Here is a 16,238-nt window from a genome sequence, read left to right as displayed (position 1 = left end):
GGCCTGTCATCGTTAGTTAAAAATAAGTTGATAACGAGACCCGCAAAGGGCCGCTCAACGGGGACTCTTTTTAAATGGGAAACTGCGCATGCGTTTTGTCACTTCTGCGATAGCAGGCATGATGGTGCTCTTCGGGGCGACGACAATACCGGCCAAGGCCGCGCAATGGAGTGAAGCAGGCGGGCTTACAAGCATTCCTTACGGACACAAGGAGTACTGCGATCGTAACAAGCGCGATTGCGGTGCGCATCGCGTATTGCCGCCGATGAAGATGACCCCGCAGCGCGCGAAGCTGCTGCAATCGGTCAGCAGCTCCGTCAATCGCCGCATCAAACCGGTCTCCGATCAGGATAATTATGGCAAGCGCGATTACTGGACCATTCCGGTCAACGGCAAGGGCGATTGCGAAGACTATGTCCTGATGAAGCGGGCCCAGCTGATGGCGCGGGGTATCAGCCCGTCACAGCTTCTCATTACTATGGTACAGGGCAGCGAGCCGCATGTCGTCCTGACCGCCCGCACAGATCATGGCGACTATATCCTCGACAATCTGCGCGACGAGGTGTTGCCGGTCGAGAAAACTTCGTACCGCTATATCAAGATGCAGTCGCCTGCCAATTCCGGTCAGTGGGTTTCCATTGCCGGGCGTTCGGTCGCTGTTGCAAACAACTGATCGGGGTTACAGCGTTCAATCAAGAGCTGGTCCAATTGAATGTCATCAAGCCGCATTTCGATGCGGCTTTTCTTTTGAGTATGGGCTGATTTGACTGGCTGAACGATGCCAGCCGCAAATCAGGGTGTCATTTCGACGAAGCTTGCGTCGTTTGCAAAGGACCGATTTCGCGAAAAATCGCATCATTGTTCACTCTCATTGGACAATATATTGGGACAGACTGTTCGCTCTTTTTGAACAAAAGACACTTTGTAACAGTCGTGTGATTGCTGGTATATCAATTAAGTATTTGATTTTGTTATTATTTTATAATTTCAATTATCGTCCTCCAAGAAAATGGCCGCACAAATGTGTGATAAAGAAAACATTTTCGTGACTGGAACTTTTGCCCACTGTCACCCATTTCAGCTGCATCGGAACGACGAACAAACGCCGCTCCACTTTCCAAGGAGATAGGAAAATGAAGAAGATTGTTCTTGCTGCCGCTGCTCTTGCTCTTACCGCTGGTGCCGCTTTTGCAGAAAACCCACATGTCGGCGAACCTGCCGATCTTTATGCAAATGACCGTACGCCGGTTGCAACGCAGAGCCAGAAGCTCGATTACACGGCTCCTGCCTCGATCAACAAGGCAACGGTTTATCAGGATGGTTCGGCTCACCGCTTCGGTGACGCATCGCCTTCCTCTTACCAGAACTAAAAGTCCGCTCGGACTTTTGGCCTCTCCGGTCCAGACGGACCGGGCATGAATGAAATACCCACATTGCATGTATTCCCGAAGGTGTCGGGGCATTTCCTCCCAGATGTGCCTGACACCGTAGGGCGGGCCACGAAGGCCCAGCTAACCAAAGGTCCCCTCTATGCCTGAGATGCAGTCTCAAGGTTCAGCCGGTTAAGCACCGATGCCGGGGACGCCATGGAGAAAAGGAATAAAGAAATGAAGAAGTTTGCTCTCGCCGCTCTTGCTGTCGCTCTTAGCGCCGGTGCTGCCTATGCCGAAAACCCGTTCGTTGGCCAGCCGCCTGCAATGGCTGCTCAGGACAAGGCTTTCGTTCTTCCTGGCGAAACGCCGGTCGCTTCGACCCGCAGCAACATCGACTATACGGCTCCGGCTGCCATTCGTCAGTCTGCGCCAGTTAATCAGGACGGCTCGGCTCATCGCTTCGGCGACGCTTCCCCGTCCAGCTACCAGAACTAATTTGTTCTGACGGCTGAGCCTGTCGGTCGCCCTGCATCGTCCGTTGCGTTCCTCCCCCTCACGCATGTGACACGCGGGGCAGCCGAAGGGCTGCCAAGAAATCTCCCCGGAGGATGGCGTCAGTGTCTCCCCGGACTGCCCGGATCAGAGGCATTGCGCCATCCGAAGGGGCGACCATTAAATGCAAAAAGGCGACGCCAGCAGCGTCGCCTTTTGTTTTTAAGCACGCTCTCAGTCATTGTCGAAACGCGCTATCCATTTGTTTTAAGAATGTCTTTATCCCGAAACCGGTTCCCACTTTCGGGAGACATGCTCTAGTCACGCAGCAATTCGTTGATCGAGGTCTTGGAGCGGGTCTTTTCATCGACGCGCTTGACGATCACGGCGCAATAGAGGCTCGGACCCCAGTTTTCGCCGGGAACGTTCTTGCCCGGCATGGTGCCTGCAACGACGACCGAATAGGGCGGCACTTCGCCATAGAAGACTTCGCCGGTTGCGCGATCCACGATCTTGGTCGATTTGCCGATGAAGACGCCCATGCCGAGGACCGAACCTTCACGCACGATGCAGCCTTCAACGACTTCCGAGCGGGCACCGATGAAACAATTGTCTTCGATGATGGTTGGACCGGCCTGCATCGGTTCCAGAACGCCGCCGATGCCGACGCCGCCGGAAAGGTGAACGTTCTTGCCGATCTGTGCACAGGAGCCGACGGTGGCCCAGGTGTCGACCATGGTGCCCTCATCGACATAAGCGCCGAGATTGACGAAGGATGGCATCAGGATCGCGTTTGGCGCGATATAGGCCGAGTGGCGCACGATGCAGTTCGGTACGGCGCGGAAGCCTGCCTTTTCGAATTCATTGGCTGTCCAGCCGTCGAACTTCGATGGCACCTTGTCCCACCAGGAGGACTGGCCGGGGCCGCCCTTGATGACTTCCATCGGGTTGAGACGGAAGGAGAGCAGAACTGCTTTCTTCAGCCATTGGTTGACTTGCCAGTTGCCGTCCGCCTGTTTTTCTGCGACACGGGCTTCACCGCGGTCGAGCAGAACGAGCGATTGTTCGACGGCTTCGCGCACTTCGCCGCGCGTTGCCGTGTTGATACCGTCGCGCTCGTCAAAAGCCTTGTCGATTGTCTTCTCAAGGGAGGCGAGGTCTGGCTTGGTCATAGGGTGCGATCTCCATGAAGGGGCGGCGGAAGGCAGGCGTGGACAAGTCCGGCCTGTTTGCTGGGAAATTGATTAAGCGAAGGCGCCATGAGGGTCAATGTCGTTCGTGATCTGATTGCAGTGCCACGTTTGAGACAGATTAAGCATTTAGCGCCAGAATGGATGCTGTTATACCAAAACCCGATGAGCTTGACTCATCGAGTTTTGGTTAAGCCCGTGCGGCAATTGAGCATTTTCAGGGCTTGGATAGCGTCAGCATCTCAGCGCCCTGGTATTACGCGTTGAATGGCGATAATGAAGGAGCAGGTGAGAGCATGAACCCGATGGAGAAGTCTGGCTGGACGCCATTCCCGAATTCTGAGGAAGCGGTCAAGCAGGCGCGCACCGTACCGCAGACGCCACAGACCGAAGCCCCTGCCTATCGCCTTGCTTTCACGGACGATGATTTCCTGACGCGGCGCGAACTGCGGCCGATCCGGCTGCAGCTTGAGCTTCTGAAACCTGAAATGATTCTGGCCGACCGGGGTATCAAGTCCACTGTCGTCATGTTTGGCGGTGCGCGCATTCCGGAGCCCGGCGGCGAGGCATGGGCAGCCAAGAACGAGGTTCAGAAGAAGAACCTTGAAGCCAATGCGCATTATTACGAGGAAGCGCGCAAATTCGCGCGGCTTTGCTCCGAATATTCCGCGACGACCTATTATCGCGAATTCATCGTGGTGACGGGCGGCGGTCCCGGCGTCATGGAAGCGGGCAATCGCGGAGCCGCCGATGTCGGTGCGCCGACGATCGGTCTCAACATTGTGCTGCCGCACGAACAGGCTCCCAACGCCTATGTTACGCCTGACCTTTGCTTCAACTTCCATTATTTTGCGATCCGCAAGATGCACTTCCTGATGCGCGCCAAGGCGATCTGCGTGTTCCCCGGCGGCTTTGGAACGATGGACGAGCTTTTCGAGGCGATGACGCTGATCCAGACCAACCGTATGGAGCGCGTGCCGCTGATACTGTTCGGTAAGGAGTTCTGGACCAAGGCGATCAATATCGAGTTTCTGGCTGAGCAGGGTACGATTTCGCCTGCCGATATCGAACTGCTCAACTTTGTCGAAACCGCCGACGAAGCCTGGGAACAGATCAAGGATTTTTACAAGCTCTGATCACCCCGGATTTTCTGTTCGATGCGCCCGGCCAAATGGTCGGGCGTTTTCTTTTGCGGCTCTTCTTCTGCTCGATAGGGACGAGGGCGGTGAACGAGTGTCACCAGCACGACCGAGATAATCATCAGGAGATACCACGAGCCGAGCTTGCTCATTGAAACGAGTTCCCAGCCATTGCGCTGGTTCGGATAAAGCCAGGCCTTCGACCATGTGCCGATGTTCTCGGCAATCCAGATGAAGAGCGAGGTCAGCAGAAAGGCGACCAGCAACGGCATTTTGTGCCGGAAGCGGAAGACGCGGTAATGCATCGTCGTGCGCCAGAAAAGGACGAAGGTCGCAGCAAACAGCAGCCAGCGCATATCCCAGATGAAGTGGTGCGCGAAGAAATTGATATAGATCGCGGCGGCCAGAACAACGGTCATCCAGAGTGGTGGATAGTGGTTCAGCCTTATATCGAAGATGCGATTGATGCGCGCCATATAGGAGCCGACAGCTGCATACATGAAGCCGGAAAACAGAGGAACGCCGCCAATGCGGAAGAAGTTTTCCTCCGGATAGACCCATGAACCGGCATGGGTCTTGAACACTTCCATCGCTGTGCCGACCACATGGAAGATGAGGATGACCTTGGCTTCCTCCCACGCCTCCAGCTTGAAGACCAGCATGGCAAGCTGGATAGCAAGGGCGGACAGGAACAGGAAATCGTAGCGCGTGATAAACCCCGCGCCGCCATCCGGCCAGAACCAGCGGGTGAGGATGATGAGCGCCAGCATGGCGCCACCGAAAAGGCAGGCCCATGCCTGTTTCAGCCCGAAGACCAGAAACTCGATCAGCGCATCGCTGATCCGGTGACGCGGCAGATTGTCGAGAAGGCGGTGGGCGGCCTTGTCGATGCGTCTTTCAAGGCCGGTGAATTGCCTATCGGTCTGCAATTATGGTTTCCAGAAACTGGGTCAGATTATCGGTCACATAGTCCACCTGATCGGTGAACTCGGGATCGCTTTCCCATATCTCGGAAAATGTAGGCTCAAAATTGTTCGGCACGACCAGCACCGTTTTCATGCCGAGGGCTTTGGGAACGACCAGATTGCGCGCCAGATCCTCGAACATCACGGCCTTGCCCGCATCGATGCCGAAGGCGCCGAGGAAGCGGTCATAGGTGACCCGTTCAGGCTTCGGTGTCAGGCCAGCTGCGACGATGTCGAAAATATCGTCGAAATCATCGAGAATTCCGAGCTGGCTGGCAGCGCGTTCGGCATGACCGCGATCACCATTGGTAAAGATGAAGCGACGGCCCGGCAGTGCCTTGATCGCCCGTCCCAACGCCGGATCGGGCGTCAGCCAGGAATAGTCGATGTCATGGACTTGTCTCAGAAAATCGTCCGGGTCAATCTGATGGCACTCCATCAGGCCTTTCAGCGTGGTGCCATATTCCAGATAGAACTGCTTCTGAATCTTGCGCGCTTCGTCACGTGGCAGTTTCAGCAAAGTCTCGACATAGCTCGTCATCTTCACGTCGATCTGCGAGAACAGATTGGCGGCGTGCGGGTAGAGCGTGTTGTCGAGGTCGAACACCCAGTCAGTGACATGGGCGAAGGCAGCTCTGTCCGGAATATCGGTCATGGTCGATCCTTAAGGCACGATCAAGGTGCCGGCACCATGTTCGGTGAAAAGCTCCAGCAGCACGGAATGCGGGGTCTTGCCATTCAGAATGACAACGCCTTCGACGCCCCGGCGGATTGCTTCGATGCAGGTTTCCACCTTGGGGATCATGCCGCCGGAAATGGTGCCGTCCTTGATGAGCGCCTGCGCATCGGCAACGGACAGTTCCTTGATGAGGTTCTTGTCCTTGTCCAGCACGCCCGGAACATCGGTCAGGAACAGGAGGCGCGTTGCGGCGAGCGCCCCGGCAATCGCGCCTGCAAACGTGTCGGCGTTGATATTGTAGGTATGGCCGTCGCGACCCGGTGCGACCGGCGCAATGACCGGTATCATTTCGGAGCGCGCCAGAAGATCGAGCAGGGTGCGATCCACTTCCGCCGGTTCACCGACAAAGCCGAGGTCCAGCACCTTCTCGATATTGGAATCCGGGTCGATGACGGTCTTGTGCGCTTTCTGCGCAAAGACCATGTTGCCGTCCTTGCCGCAAAGACCGATCGCCCATTCGCCTTCGGCATTGATGAGGGCGACGATTTCCTTGTTGATGGAACCGGCCAGAACCATTTCCACCACTTCGACGGTCTTTTCGTCGGTGACGCGCAAGCCGCCTTCAAAGCGGGATTCGATACCGAGCTTGGTCAGCATGGCCTGGATCTGCGGGCCGCCGCCATGCACGACAATCGGATTGATGCCCGATTGCTTCAGAAGCGCGATATCGCGCGCGAAGGCCTTGCCCAGTTCCGGATTGCCCATGGCGTGGCCGCCATATTTCACAACGACATGCTTGTTCTCGTAGCGCTGCATATAGGGCAGGGCCGCGGACAGGAGTTGCGCTTGCATTTCGGGATTTTCAAGTGTCGTCATCGCGGGCTCCATGGCAGGCGACAGGGCAAAAAGAGGCAGGCTTTTCTAGACCGGATTCATCGTAATTGGAATCCGCAGTTGCTTATTTTTCGCTTTCCCGGTCGCGATTATTTGAATTTGCGGCCCGAAACGTGCCCAACAAAAAGCCGGTCTGCGCTCTATGCAGGTTTTTACCCGGAATGATTTTCAGAGACCGCATCATGCGCAAAATATTCCTCACTGTTCTTGCCTGCCTGCTTGGCACATCTGCATCCTGTGCTGCGCCTGCAGCAACGACTGAAACGATCATCCTCATCCGGCATGGAGAAAAGCCCAAAGGTGGCATGGGACAGCTCAGCTGTCGTGGGCTCAATCGTTCCTTGAAACTGCCTGCCGTCATTGCAAAAGATTTCGGCAAGCCCGATGCCATTTTCGCGCCCGATCCTGCCAAGGAAAAGAAGGATAGCGGTATTTCCTATGCCTATAACCGACCGCTGGCGACGGTGGAGCCGACCGCCATCCGTTTTCAGATGCCGGTCGATACGCGCTTCGGCTATGATGAGATCGGCAAATTGCAGGCGGTACTTGGGCAGCCGCAATACAGCAATGCGACGATACTGGTCGGCTGGGAACACAAGCAGCTCTACAAGCTGGCCAGAAATCTGCTCAAGGACAATGGCGGAGATAAAGCTGCGGTGCCGAAATGGCGCGGCAATGATTTCGACAGCATCTATGTGCTGCGTATCAAGCGCGGCGAGGGGCATGTAAGCGCTCGTTTCGAGCGCCTCAATCAAGGGCTGGACGGGCAGCCGGAAAGCTGCCCGAGCTAGAGCATGTCCCCAAAAGTGGGAACCGGTTTTGGGATTAGGACATGCGTCAGAATAGATAGTATCAGGCTTCCTTGATAAGCAATGCGATTGCTGCACGCAGCTCGTCGAGGCCTTCGCCTTTTTCCGACGAGGTCGCGATGATGCCCGGAAAGCAGGCGGCACGCTTGTAGGTAAGCTTGTGCGTTTCTTCCAGAAGGCGCGGTACGCCCGCGGGCTTGATCTTGTCGATCTTGGTGAGCACGATCTGGTAGGAGACGGCCGCCTTATCAAGAAGATCGAGCACTTCCGCGTCGTTCTTCTTGATGCCATGGCGGGCATCGATCAGCACATAGACACGTTTCAGTGTGGTGCGTCCGCGCAGATAATCAAACACAAGGCGCGTCCAGGCATCGACCTGTGCTTTCGGTGCTTCGGCGAAACCGTAGCCCGGCATGTCGACCAGTGCGAGCGGTGGCAGATCGCCGTTTTCGCCGGAATAGCCGTCCGGCACGAAATAGTTCAGTTCCTGCGTGCGGCCCGGCGTATTGGATGTACGCGCAAGGCCCTTCTTGTTGACGAGCGCGTTGATCAGTGACGACTTGCCGACATTGGAGCGGCCTGCGAAAGCGATTTCGACCGGACCTTCCGGCGGCAAGAATTTCATCGATGGCACGCCACGGATGAAGATCCACGATTTCTTGAAAAGCAGGCGTCCTTCCTCGACGAGTGCCGCCTGGACTTCCCGGACCGCATCCGCCGCTGCCTGAGCGGCCCTGATCGCCGCCTGCTTCTTATCCTGCTGGTTCAATGGTTCTGTCCCGGTCGGTATGTTCTCTTGTGTACACGCATCAATGTTATGAGCCGTATTGTCAACATGAAGGCACAAAAAACCCCGCCGAAGCGGGGTTCTTTCAAGTCTATTTCTTCGCCTCTTTCGGCTTTCGCTTGAAGAGGCCCTTGAGATTGTCGAAGAGCTCGATCTTCACGCCCTGGCGCTTCATGATGATGCCCTGCTGGGTAATGGAGAGCAGGTTGTTCCATGCCCAGTAGATCACGAGACCAGCCGGGAACGAAGCCAGCATGAAGGTGAAGATCACCGGCATCCAGGTGAAGATGGCGGCCTGCGTTGGATCCGGAGGCGTCGGGTTCATGCGCATCTGCAGGAACATGGTGATGCCCATCAGGAGCGGCCAGACGCCGATCATCAGGAAGTGCGGCACGCCGAAAGGCAGGAGGCCGAACAGGTTGAAGAGCGAGGTCGGATCGGGCGCTGCAAGATCCTGAATCCAGCCGAAGAACGGCGCATGGCGCATTTCGATGGTGACATAGAGCACCTTGTAGAGTGCGAAGAACACCGGAATCTGCACCAGCACTGGCCAGCAGCCTGCGAGCGGATTGATCTTCTCTTCCTTGTAGAGCCGCATCATTTCCTGCTGCTGCTTCATCTTGTCATCCGCATATTTCTCGCGGATTTCAGTCAGCTTCGGCTGCACCAGCTTCATGCGTGCCATCGACTTGTACGACTTGTTGGCAAGCGGGAAGAACAGGCCCTTGAGGAGAACGGTGACGACCAGAATGGCGACGCCGAAATTGCCCGAGAACTTGTAGATCCAGTCGATGAGGTAGAACATCGGCTTGGTGATGAAGTAGAACCAGCCCCAGTCGATCAGCAGTTCGAACTGCTTGATACCGAGCTTTTCTTCATAGGCCTTGATGTTGGAAACGACTTTCGCACCGGCGAAGACGTGGTTCTTCAGCGTCTGTGCCTGGCCGGGTGCAATGGTCATCGGCGCGCCGAGGAAGTCGGTCTGGTAGCGCGGGCGATCATTGGTGAAGTGCGAGAAGCGACCGGTGAACTTTTCGTCCTGCGGCGGAACGAGCGTTGCCGCCCAGTACTTGTCGGTGATGCCGAGCCAGCCACCGCTCACGTCCTTGAACGAAATGTCCTTGTCGTCCTCGACCTTGGAATACTTGATTTCCTGCAGGCCGTCCTGACCCATGACGCCGATCAGGCCTTCATGAAGCACATAGGTGGCGCTGGCATGTTCCGGCTGGTTGAAGCGGGTCACGCGGCCATAGGAGGCCAGCGAGATCGGCGCGCCGGTATTGTTGGTGATCGTGTCTTCAACGGCGAACATATAGGCGTCGTCGACCGAAATGACGCGCTTGAAGGTGATGTTCTTCTCGTTGGTATAGGTCAGCGTGACCGGCGTGGATGGCGTCAGCTTGTTGTTGCCTTCCACGGTCCAGACCGTGTTCGGACCCGGAACCGGGCCGGTCGTGTCGTTGCCGGTGAAGCCGAGTTCGACGAAATAGCCCTGCTTCAGCGCCGAGGGCGCGAGCAGTTCGATCTGAGGCGAATTATCATCGACGGTCTCGTGATATCTCTTCAGGAAGAGATCATCGAGGCGCGCGCCGGTCAGGTTGATCGAACCGCGCAGCGAAGGCGTATCGATTTCGACGCGCTGCGTCTGGGCAACGGCTGCCTCGCGGGTCAGCGTGCCGCCAGCGGCTGCAACATCGCTATGGCCGGGAATATTTCCGGACGTGGCGGGCATCTGCGGCGTGTCGCCACTTTGCGCCTGTTGTTGCGTTGCCTGTTGTTTCTGCTGCTGCTGCTCCTCAATGCGTGCCTGCTCCCGCTGGGCTTCCGTTTTCGGACCCAGATAAAACACTTGCCACAGCGTTAGCACGAGGATGGACAGGGCAATGGTGATGAAGAAATTACGATTATTTTCCATTGACGGGTCCTGATTCCGGTCTTTCCGTTCGGCGTTTCCCATCGCCCCGCCGTTCACCCTTCGCCTTGATGCGGCGGGAGAGTTCTTCGGTCAGTCGCGAAAAGGGCGCAGTGAGGGCTTGCTCGCGCGCTACGATCACATAGTCGGTCGAAGGCGCCATGTCACGCCCTGCGTGACAACGAACCGCTTCTCTCAGCCTGCGGCGGATGCGGTTTCGTATCACGGCGTTGCCGTTTTTCTTCGTTACGGTGAAACCTGCACGGGGTTTTTCGCCGATTTTGGCGGTTTGCGATTCTTCTTCGGTCCGCTCGCGGACTTCGAGAAGAAACAGTGGACCACGTCGCTTTTCACCATTCCTCAAAGCCAAAAACTCCGCTCTCTTGCGAAGGCGGAGTATTTGTTTCGGCTTGTTCATTTCTTTATTCACCGCGCTGCAGCGCGGGAAAAGATTAAGCGGAAAGCCGCTTACGGCCGCGCGAACGGCGAGCGGTGAGAACCTTGCGGCCGCCGGTGGTTGCCATGCGTGCACGGAAACCGTGACGACGCTTGCGGACGATCTTGGATGGCTGGTAAGTGCGCTTCATTTATTTAATACCGCGGTGTGCGGCCCTTCTTGATTCTGTTTTTCCGTTGAACACGATCTTGTCCGAAAACTGTTTTCCACTTTTCGGGATCACGCTCTATTGAACAGGAGCTGGTTCTTGTCCCTTGCGACGGACAGCACAAAACCATCCGTAAAACCGCACGGGCGAACGTGACGCGGCTTATAGGGGGAGGGGGGCAAAGAGTCAATGGTGACGGGCGCTAAAGCTTGTCTTCCAAAAGTGGGAACCGCCTTCACGGGGAAATCAGTCCACTGGACTGATTTCTGATCCCGCTATGATGGGAAAAAGACATGCTTGATATGATCACAGCTGTGCTTCAATCGCAGCCTTATCGATGACTGACCAGACTTTCCTTATGAGCGTATTCTCGAACTCATAGAAAACATTCTCTGCGAACCGGACCCGTTTGCCGTTGACCGGGAGGCCGAACAGTAGCCCTTTCGGCGTACAGTCGAACTGAAGCCGGCTGGCAATATAGGGCGGCTCGCTGACAAGCAATTCTATGTTGAAGCGCAGGTCGGGAATCGCCTCGAAATCCTGTTCCAGCATCGTGCGATAGCTGCCAAGCCCCAAAGGTCTGCCATTGTGAATGGCCTCCTCGTGCACATAAAGTCCGAGGTCGTCCCAGTCCTGCCGGTTCAGGCATGCAATATAGTCGCGATAAATCTCGGCGAGTGGTTCCGACATGGCTGTCCTCCTCTTCGGAGCGGTTCCAGTTGGAGCGGTGTCGCTGGAACTGCTCCAAGTATTTGTTTCGTAGCATTATCCTCACGCAAAACCGCTTCGCACTTTTGCTGGAAATGTTCTTTTTACTGAAATTGCATCATTCGGACCGGCATTGGCATTGCCAAAGCAGACTAGGGCTTTAATAAGGATGCGCAACATTTTCACATGCGGGACTGGTCCCGCAGAAGAGCATTATTGAGAGGAGTTCACCATGAGCATCCGTCGCATTGGAGTCGGCCCGCGCATGAGCCAGGCCGTCATTCACGGCAACACTGTTTATCTCGCCGGTCAGGTGGGAAATCCGGGCGCCAGCGTTACCGAACAGACCAAGGCCGTTCTGGTCGAGGTGGACCGCCTTCTCAAGGAAGCGGGCTCCGACAAGACCAAGATCCTTCAGGCCATCATCTGGCTCGCCGACATGAAGGATTTTGGCGAAATGAACGCTGTCTGGGATGCATGGGTCGATCCGGCTCACACGCCTGCCCGCGCCACCGGCGAAGCAGCGCTGGCAACGCCAGACTACAAGGTTGAAGTCATCATCACCGCTGCGGTGTAATTTCTTCATATCGATGCGAACCCCGTCGAAGCTTCGGTTTCGGCGGGTTTTTTTATTCGCGGATACGTTGCGAAAAGCCGTCCCGTCCACCCGCGAGCGCTCTTGCGTCGATTGACGCGCGTTTGCGTGCTTCCTCCAGCGTGCCGCCATTCTCGATCCAGCCGTGATCGTACAGATAACCGGGCAGGTAGCCTGACAGGAGGATGCGGTAGTCGAACGGGAAGGTCGGATCCAGCACCCGCGCCATGTGGAAGATGATCGTGGTGCAGTTTGCGGTCAGCGTATTATAGAATTTCGGCTGCTCTGCCAGCTCATTGCCAAGCTCGACATAGGACAGGAAAAGTTCGCGCGCGCCCACCGGCGGCAGCTTCACGCGGTAGCGATAGACGTTTTCCTTGCGGACATTGGTGCGCAGATAAATGATGTCCTGCTCTTCGGCGGCAATCATCGCCAGCTCATATTTGCGGAAGAAACCGGCGATGGGCGAATAGACTTCATGGTGTTCGCGGCGGATTTCGCCGGAAAAGACCACATGACGGCCATCCTCGAAGCCGAATGACAGAAGCGTATGGGCGATTGCCGGGCCCGACCAATAGGACAGATAAACGTCCACCGTCGCAATCTTGCTGAGGTCGTAGGTTTCCTCTTTCCAGTTGGGCGTAAAATCTTCTGTCGTTCGCCAGGTGAAATCGCGGACATTGGAAAGGGTGACGATGTCGCCATTGATCTTTCCCGTCACCGTGCGGGCGACGTCGGGCGCCCAGATGCGGTTGAGGGAGGGGCGGACTGTGGACCATGCCCCGAGCATCACCAGCGCCAGAAGGCAGAAGACCAGTCGCCTGCGCCAGCAGCTGTAATGTCTTTCGCCTGCAATCACGCCCAGAGCGATCAGAAGCCAGACGGCGATGATCGATCCGCGCATGGCATCGCCGAAGGGCAACTGGAACCACATGGCAAAGCTGGCCCATATCGCAAAGATAAGGACGAATAAAATGAAGACGAACTTGCCTGCGATGCGGACGGGAGCCGATTTCAGGAGAGATGACATATGCATTCCGTATTCGTCGGTTGCCGCTGCCAGGAATTATTCTGTGTGCGGAAATCGGCGGGATACTGACATGATTTGCATCCCTATGTCATGGGGTAACGGTTAGAATAGTAAATTTAAGTTTCTACATTAGAAACCGTAGAAAGTTATTGGTGTGTCAGGGCTTATTTCTTTACTGCCATTGCTTCGCCGCGCGGGCGGGAAACAGGCTTGCGGTTGCGGGCGTGCGGACGCACCAGACGCCATAGAAGCAGTGCGCTGACGATCCCGGCATAGATGACCGGTTCGGCGGGCCAGCTTTTCACCGACATGATGAAATGGATCGCGCCGCCAGCGATTGCGACATAGACCAGCTTGTGCAGGCTGTTCCAGCGGCGGCCGAGCTTGCGGATCGACCAGTTGTTGGAGGTCAGCGCCAGCGGCACCAGCAGGACCAGACTGATCATGCCGATGGTGATGAAAGGCCGCCGCACGATATCGGTGACAATGGCGGAAATGTTCAGGCCCTGATCCAGCACCATATAGGTGGCGAAGTGCATCAGCGCATAATAGAAGGCGAGCAGGCCGAGCGCCCGGCGATAGCGCAGAAAAGCCATGCCGGTCAGGTCGCGGATCGGCGTTACCATGAGGGTCAGAATGAGAAAGCGCAGAGCCCACAGGCCAAGCGTGTGTTCGAAAGTCTTGACCGGATCGGCACCAAGGTTGCCGCTTGCGCCCAGATAGAACGTCCAGACTGCCGGAACGAAACCGACCGCATAAAGCAGCCAGATCTTCCATTCACCGGGACGAACTGTCTTCTTTTTGCCTGTCTGGGCCGCTGCTGCCATGTCAGTAATTCACCTTCAGGTCCATGCCCGCATAAAGTGAGGCGACTTCCTCGCCATAACCGTTGAACGGCAAGGTGGGGCGGCGGCCCGAACCCAAAAAGCCGCCTTCGCCGATACGCCGTTCGGTCGCCTGGCTCCAGCGCGGATGATCGACCTCCGGATTCACATTGGCATAGAAGCCATATTCGTTAGCGGCCTGCTGCTGCCATGAGGTTGGCGGCTGCTTTTCGACAAAGCTGATCTTCGTGATCGCCTTGATCCCCTTGAAACCGTATTTCCAGGGCGCCACGAGCCGGATCGGCGCGCCGTTCGCATTGGGCAATGTCTCGCCGTAAAGGCCGACCGAAAGGATCGTCAGCGGATGATTGGCTTCATCGAGACGCAGACCCTCGATATAGGGCCAGTCGAGAACCTGAAAGAGGCCGGTCTGGCCCGGCATTTCTTCCGGTCGCACCACGCCGGTAAAGGCGATGTATTTGGCGGAACCAAGCGGCTCCACCTGCGACAGAAGGCTTGCGAGCGGAAACCCGATCCACGGAATGACCATCGACCATGCCTCGACGCAGCGCATCCGATAGATGCGTTCTTCAAGCGGCATCCTGGCAATCAGTTCCTGAATGTCGAATTCCTTCGGCTGTTTCACGAGGCCATCGACGGTGAGCTTCCAGGGCAGCGGCTTGTAGCTGCCGGAATTGGCGGAAGGATCGCTCTTGTCCGTGCCGAACTCATAGAAGTTATTGTAGGTCGTGACAGCGTCCTGCGGCGTCAGCTTTTCATCCACCTGATAGGCGGAGGCCTTTGCCTTGAGCGGTTCGGCAAAGGCGGTTGATGCAACACCAGCCGCGGCCAGTGCACCCGCGCCGACCATGAAGTTGCGACGGTTCAGATAGAGGCTCTTGGGCGTCACCGCATCATAAGTGAGACGGGCGGATGAAAAACGCCCGGGTTTGAAGCTGCTCATGGTCTCTCCCACTTCCAAAACGATTAGCCTGCTCTTGCAGATACGATCCCACGTAAAGGCGTCAAAAGCATGGATAATTTGCGAACACGATGTTGTTCACGCATTGTTGAGATCGCGTGAAGGCGTAACAGAATTGTAACACAATGTAACTTTTCGTGCATTCTGCCATATTCTCGCTAAAACTCTGCTGTTAACGGCATTACATTAGCGCATCCCGAAAGCGCTTCCTGCAAAAGCATGGGCGATTTCGGAGAGATGTGTCGGGTCATGTGATTATCGCCGGCAGGGGTGGGGACGCACCCGGGAAGAGCTGCCTTCAAACCTTCGTTAACGTCTCATTGGCTATATTGAGATCATGGTAAAGAAGATGTTTATTGCCGCTTTGGCGGCAGCTGCATTCACGGTGGCGGCCGGCTCGGCTCTGGCCGAAGGACAGCCCGTTTCGACGAACGGTCAGGGCAAGGTTCTGAGCGCTATTGCTGCATCGATGAAAGAAGAGCAGGGCGCTCCCAAGCTGGGTGAAGGCGTGACAATGCGCGAGAAGAAAATGGATACGGAAACGACCCCGGAACAGAATTTTTCGCGCAGCAAGCAGTTCATTCATCGCTTCTACAAGCCGGAAAATGCTTCGAATGAACTGGTTATTCTGCTGCACGGTTCGGGTGGCAATGAAACCAGCCTTGTGCCGCTGGCTTCCAAGATCTGGCCGCGCGCCACACTGCTCGGCATTCGCGGTCGCGTGATGCAAGATGGCGGTACACGCTGGTACAAGCGCATCTCGCCGGTCAAGTTCGACCAGAAGGACGTGAAGCTCGAAGCCAATGCGTTCGTGACCTTTTTGACGCGTCTGGCCGATGACAAGGACCTCGACCTCACCCACGCAACTTTCGTGGGCTATTCGAACGGCGCCAATCTTCTGGCTGCAACCATGATGCTGCACCCCGATCTGGTGAAGCGCGCCATTCTGATGCGCTCGATGCCGGTTCTGGATAACGCCCCTGTCGCCAATCTGAGCAAGGCGCGCGTTCTGACCATCACAGGCGAAGAGGACAAGCTCTATTCACCGTTTGCGCCAGCGCTTTCCGCACTTCTGCGCTCAGGTGGTGCCCGCGTCGATGCCCGCACCATCGATGCGGATCATATGCTGGGTGAAAAGGATATCGCCGCCATCACTCAATGGGTGGCATCGCTCGGACCAGATGGTGCGCCTGCGGTTGCAAGACGCGGACAATAATATCGACTTGATTGAAGCCCGGTCAGTTTCCCTGATCG

Annotated in this window: 19 protein-coding genes; 7 read left to right on the top strand and 12 right to left on the bottom strand. The window is 56.3% G+C overall.

All coding sequences use genetic code 11. The features are described 5' to 3' along the window. Window positions 1–121: 121 nt before the first annotated feature. From FG152_RS13145 to FG152_RS13135, 3 genes are all read left to right on the top strand, one after another. The gene (locus FG152_RS13145) at window positions 122–673 is read left to right on the top strand and encodes a transglutaminase-like cysteine peptidase (protein WP_010659419.1); all 552 of its coding nucleotides are present in this window, start codon (window positions 122–124) and stop codon (window positions 671–673) included. A 460-nt stretch (window positions 674–1,133) separates the two neighbouring features. Next, a complete protein-coding gene (locus FG152_RS13140) occupies window positions 1,134–1,370 on the top strand; it encodes a hypothetical protein (RefSeq protein WP_010659420.1) in 237 nt (78 codons plus the stop codon). A gap of 237 nt (window positions 1,371–1,607) precedes the next feature. Continuing rightward, window positions 1,608–1,868 (top strand): hypothetical protein, encoded by a 261-nt coding sequence (locus tag FG152_RS13135; protein WP_010659421.1) that lies wholly within the window; start codon window positions 1,608–1,610, stop codon window positions 1,866–1,868. A 314-nt stretch (window positions 1,869–2,182) separates the two neighbouring features. Here FG152_RS13135 and dapD read toward each other — a convergent pair whose 3' ends face one another. Continuing rightward, window positions 2,183–3,037, bottom strand: a complete 855-nt coding sequence (gene dapD / locus FG152_RS13130; protein WP_010659422.1) for a 2,3,4,5-tetrahydropyridine-2,6-dicarboxylate N-succinyltransferase — start codon at window positions 3,035–3,037, stop codon at window positions 2,183–2,185. Between the two features lie 314 nt (window positions 3,038–3,351). Between dapD and FG152_RS13125 the strand changes: the two genes are divergently transcribed. Then, the gene (locus tag FG152_RS13125) at window positions 3,352–4,191 is read left to right on the top strand and encodes an LOG family protein (RefSeq protein ID WP_012091443.1); all 840 of its coding nucleotides are present in this window, start codon (window positions 3,352–3,354) and stop codon (window positions 4,189–4,191) included. Here FG152_RS13125 and FG152_RS13120 read toward each other — a convergent pair. From FG152_RS13120 to argB, 3 genes are read right to left on the bottom strand one after another with little or no spacing between them, the layout of a single operon-like run. Then, a complete protein-coding gene (locus FG152_RS13120) occupies window positions 4,179–5,123 on the bottom strand; it encodes a DUF817 domain-containing protein (RefSeq protein ID WP_010659424.1) in 945 nt (314 codons plus the stop codon). The genes FG152_RS13125 and FG152_RS13120 overlap by 13 nt on opposite strands. Continuing rightward, entirely contained in the window at window positions 5,110–5,814 is a 705-nt protein-coding gene (locus FG152_RS13115; protein WP_010659425.1) for a pyrimidine 5'-nucleotidase, read from the bottom strand. Before FG152_RS13115 ends, FG152_RS13120 begins: the two co-directional genes overlap by 14 nt. Before the next feature lie 9 nt (window positions 5,815–5,823). Continuing rightward, window positions 5,824–6,714 (bottom strand): acetylglutamate kinase, encoded by an 891-nt coding sequence (argB, locus tag FG152_RS13110; protein ID WP_010659426.1) that lies wholly within the window; start codon window positions 6,712–6,714, stop codon window positions 5,824–5,826. A 200-nt stretch (window positions 6,715–6,914) separates the two neighbouring features. Here argB and FG152_RS13105 point away from each other — a divergent pair, with 200 nt between their 5' ends. Next, a complete protein-coding gene (locus tag FG152_RS13105) occupies window positions 6,915–7,523 on the top strand; it encodes a hypothetical protein (RefSeq protein WP_029376034.1) in 609 nt (202 codons plus the stop codon). A gap of 61 nt (window positions 7,524–7,584) precedes the next feature. Here FG152_RS13105 and yihA read toward each other — a convergent pair whose 3' ends face one another. From yihA to FG152_RS13080, 5 genes are all read right to left on the bottom strand, one after another. Continuing rightward, on the bottom strand, window positions 7,585–8,211 hold the full coding sequence (gene yihA / locus FG152_RS13100) for a ribosome biogenesis GTP-binding protein YihA/YsxC (protein ID WP_036563705.1): 627 nt from the start codon (window positions 8,209–8,211) through the stop codon (window positions 7,585–7,587). Between the two features lie 208 nt (window positions 8,212–8,419). Then, window positions 8,420–10,243: a membrane protein insertase YidC gene (gene yidC, locus FG152_RS13095; RefSeq protein WP_010659429.1), complete on the bottom strand. Its 1,824-nt coding sequence runs from the start codon at window positions 10,241–10,243 to the stop codon at window positions 8,420–8,422. Next, window positions 10,233–10,658, bottom strand: coding sequence for a ribonuclease P protein component (rnpA, locus tag FG152_RS13090; protein ID WP_010659430.1), 426 nt, complete (start codon window positions 10,656–10,658; stop codon window positions 10,233–10,235). The genes yidC and rnpA overlap by 11 nt, the downstream gene beginning before the upstream one ends. Window positions 10,659–10,692: 34 nt before the next feature. Continuing rightward, window positions 10,693–10,827, bottom strand: a complete 135-nt coding sequence (rpmH, locus tag FG152_RS13085) for a 50S ribosomal protein L34 (protein ID WP_010659431.1) — start codon at window positions 10,825–10,827, stop codon at window positions 10,693–10,695. Between the two features lie 324 nt (window positions 10,828–11,151). Beyond that, window positions 11,152–11,535, bottom strand: a complete 384-nt coding sequence (locus tag FG152_RS13080) for an ester cyclase (protein WP_010659432.1) — start codon at window positions 11,533–11,535, stop codon at window positions 11,152–11,154. 250 nt (window positions 11,536–11,785) lie between these two features. On the opposite strand from FG152_RS13080, the gene FG152_RS13075 reads away from it, so the two are divergent. Continuing rightward, entirely contained in the window at window positions 11,786–12,130 is a 345-nt protein-coding gene (locus FG152_RS13075) for a RidA family protein (RefSeq protein ID WP_010659433.1), read from the top strand. Window positions 12,131–12,182: 52 nt separating this feature from the next. Here the strand turns inward: FG152_RS13075 and FG152_RS13070 are convergent, their stop codons facing one another. The 3 genes from FG152_RS13070 to msrP form a co-directional block, all read right to left on the bottom strand. Further along, entirely contained in the window at window positions 12,183–13,178 is a 996-nt protein-coding gene (locus FG152_RS13070) for an Lnb N-terminal periplasmic domain-containing protein (protein WP_010659434.1), read from the bottom strand. A 164-nt stretch (window positions 13,179–13,342) separates the two neighbouring features. Then, window positions 13,343–14,005, bottom strand: a complete 663-nt coding sequence (gene msrQ, locus FG152_RS13065) for a protein-methionine-sulfoxide reductase heme-binding subunit MsrQ (protein ID WP_010659435.1) — start codon at window positions 14,003–14,005, stop codon at window positions 13,343–13,345. 1 nt (window position 14,006) lies between these two features. Continuing rightward, a complete protein-coding gene (gene msrP / locus FG152_RS13060) occupies window positions 14,007–14,966 on the bottom strand; it encodes a protein-methionine-sulfoxide reductase catalytic subunit MsrP (protein WP_010659436.1) in 960 nt (319 codons plus the stop codon). Between the two features lie 355 nt (window positions 14,967–15,321). On the opposite strand from msrP, the gene FG152_RS13055 reads away from it, so the two are divergent. After that, window positions 15,322–16,200, top strand: coding sequence for an alpha/beta hydrolase (locus tag FG152_RS13055; RefSeq protein WP_010659437.1), 879 nt, complete (start codon window positions 15,322–15,324; stop codon window positions 16,198–16,200). The last annotated feature ends 38 nt before the right edge of the window (window positions 16,201–16,238 follow it).

The organism is Ochrobactrum sp. XJ1 (assembly GCF_024701725.1).
GTDB classification, from domain to species: Bacteria; Pseudomonadota; Alphaproteobacteria; order Rhizobiales; family Rhizobiaceae; genus Brucella; species Brucella anthropi.
The sequence above is the reverse complement of the archived record's forward strand: the minus strand, read 5'-3'. Positions and strand labels throughout refer to the sequence as shown.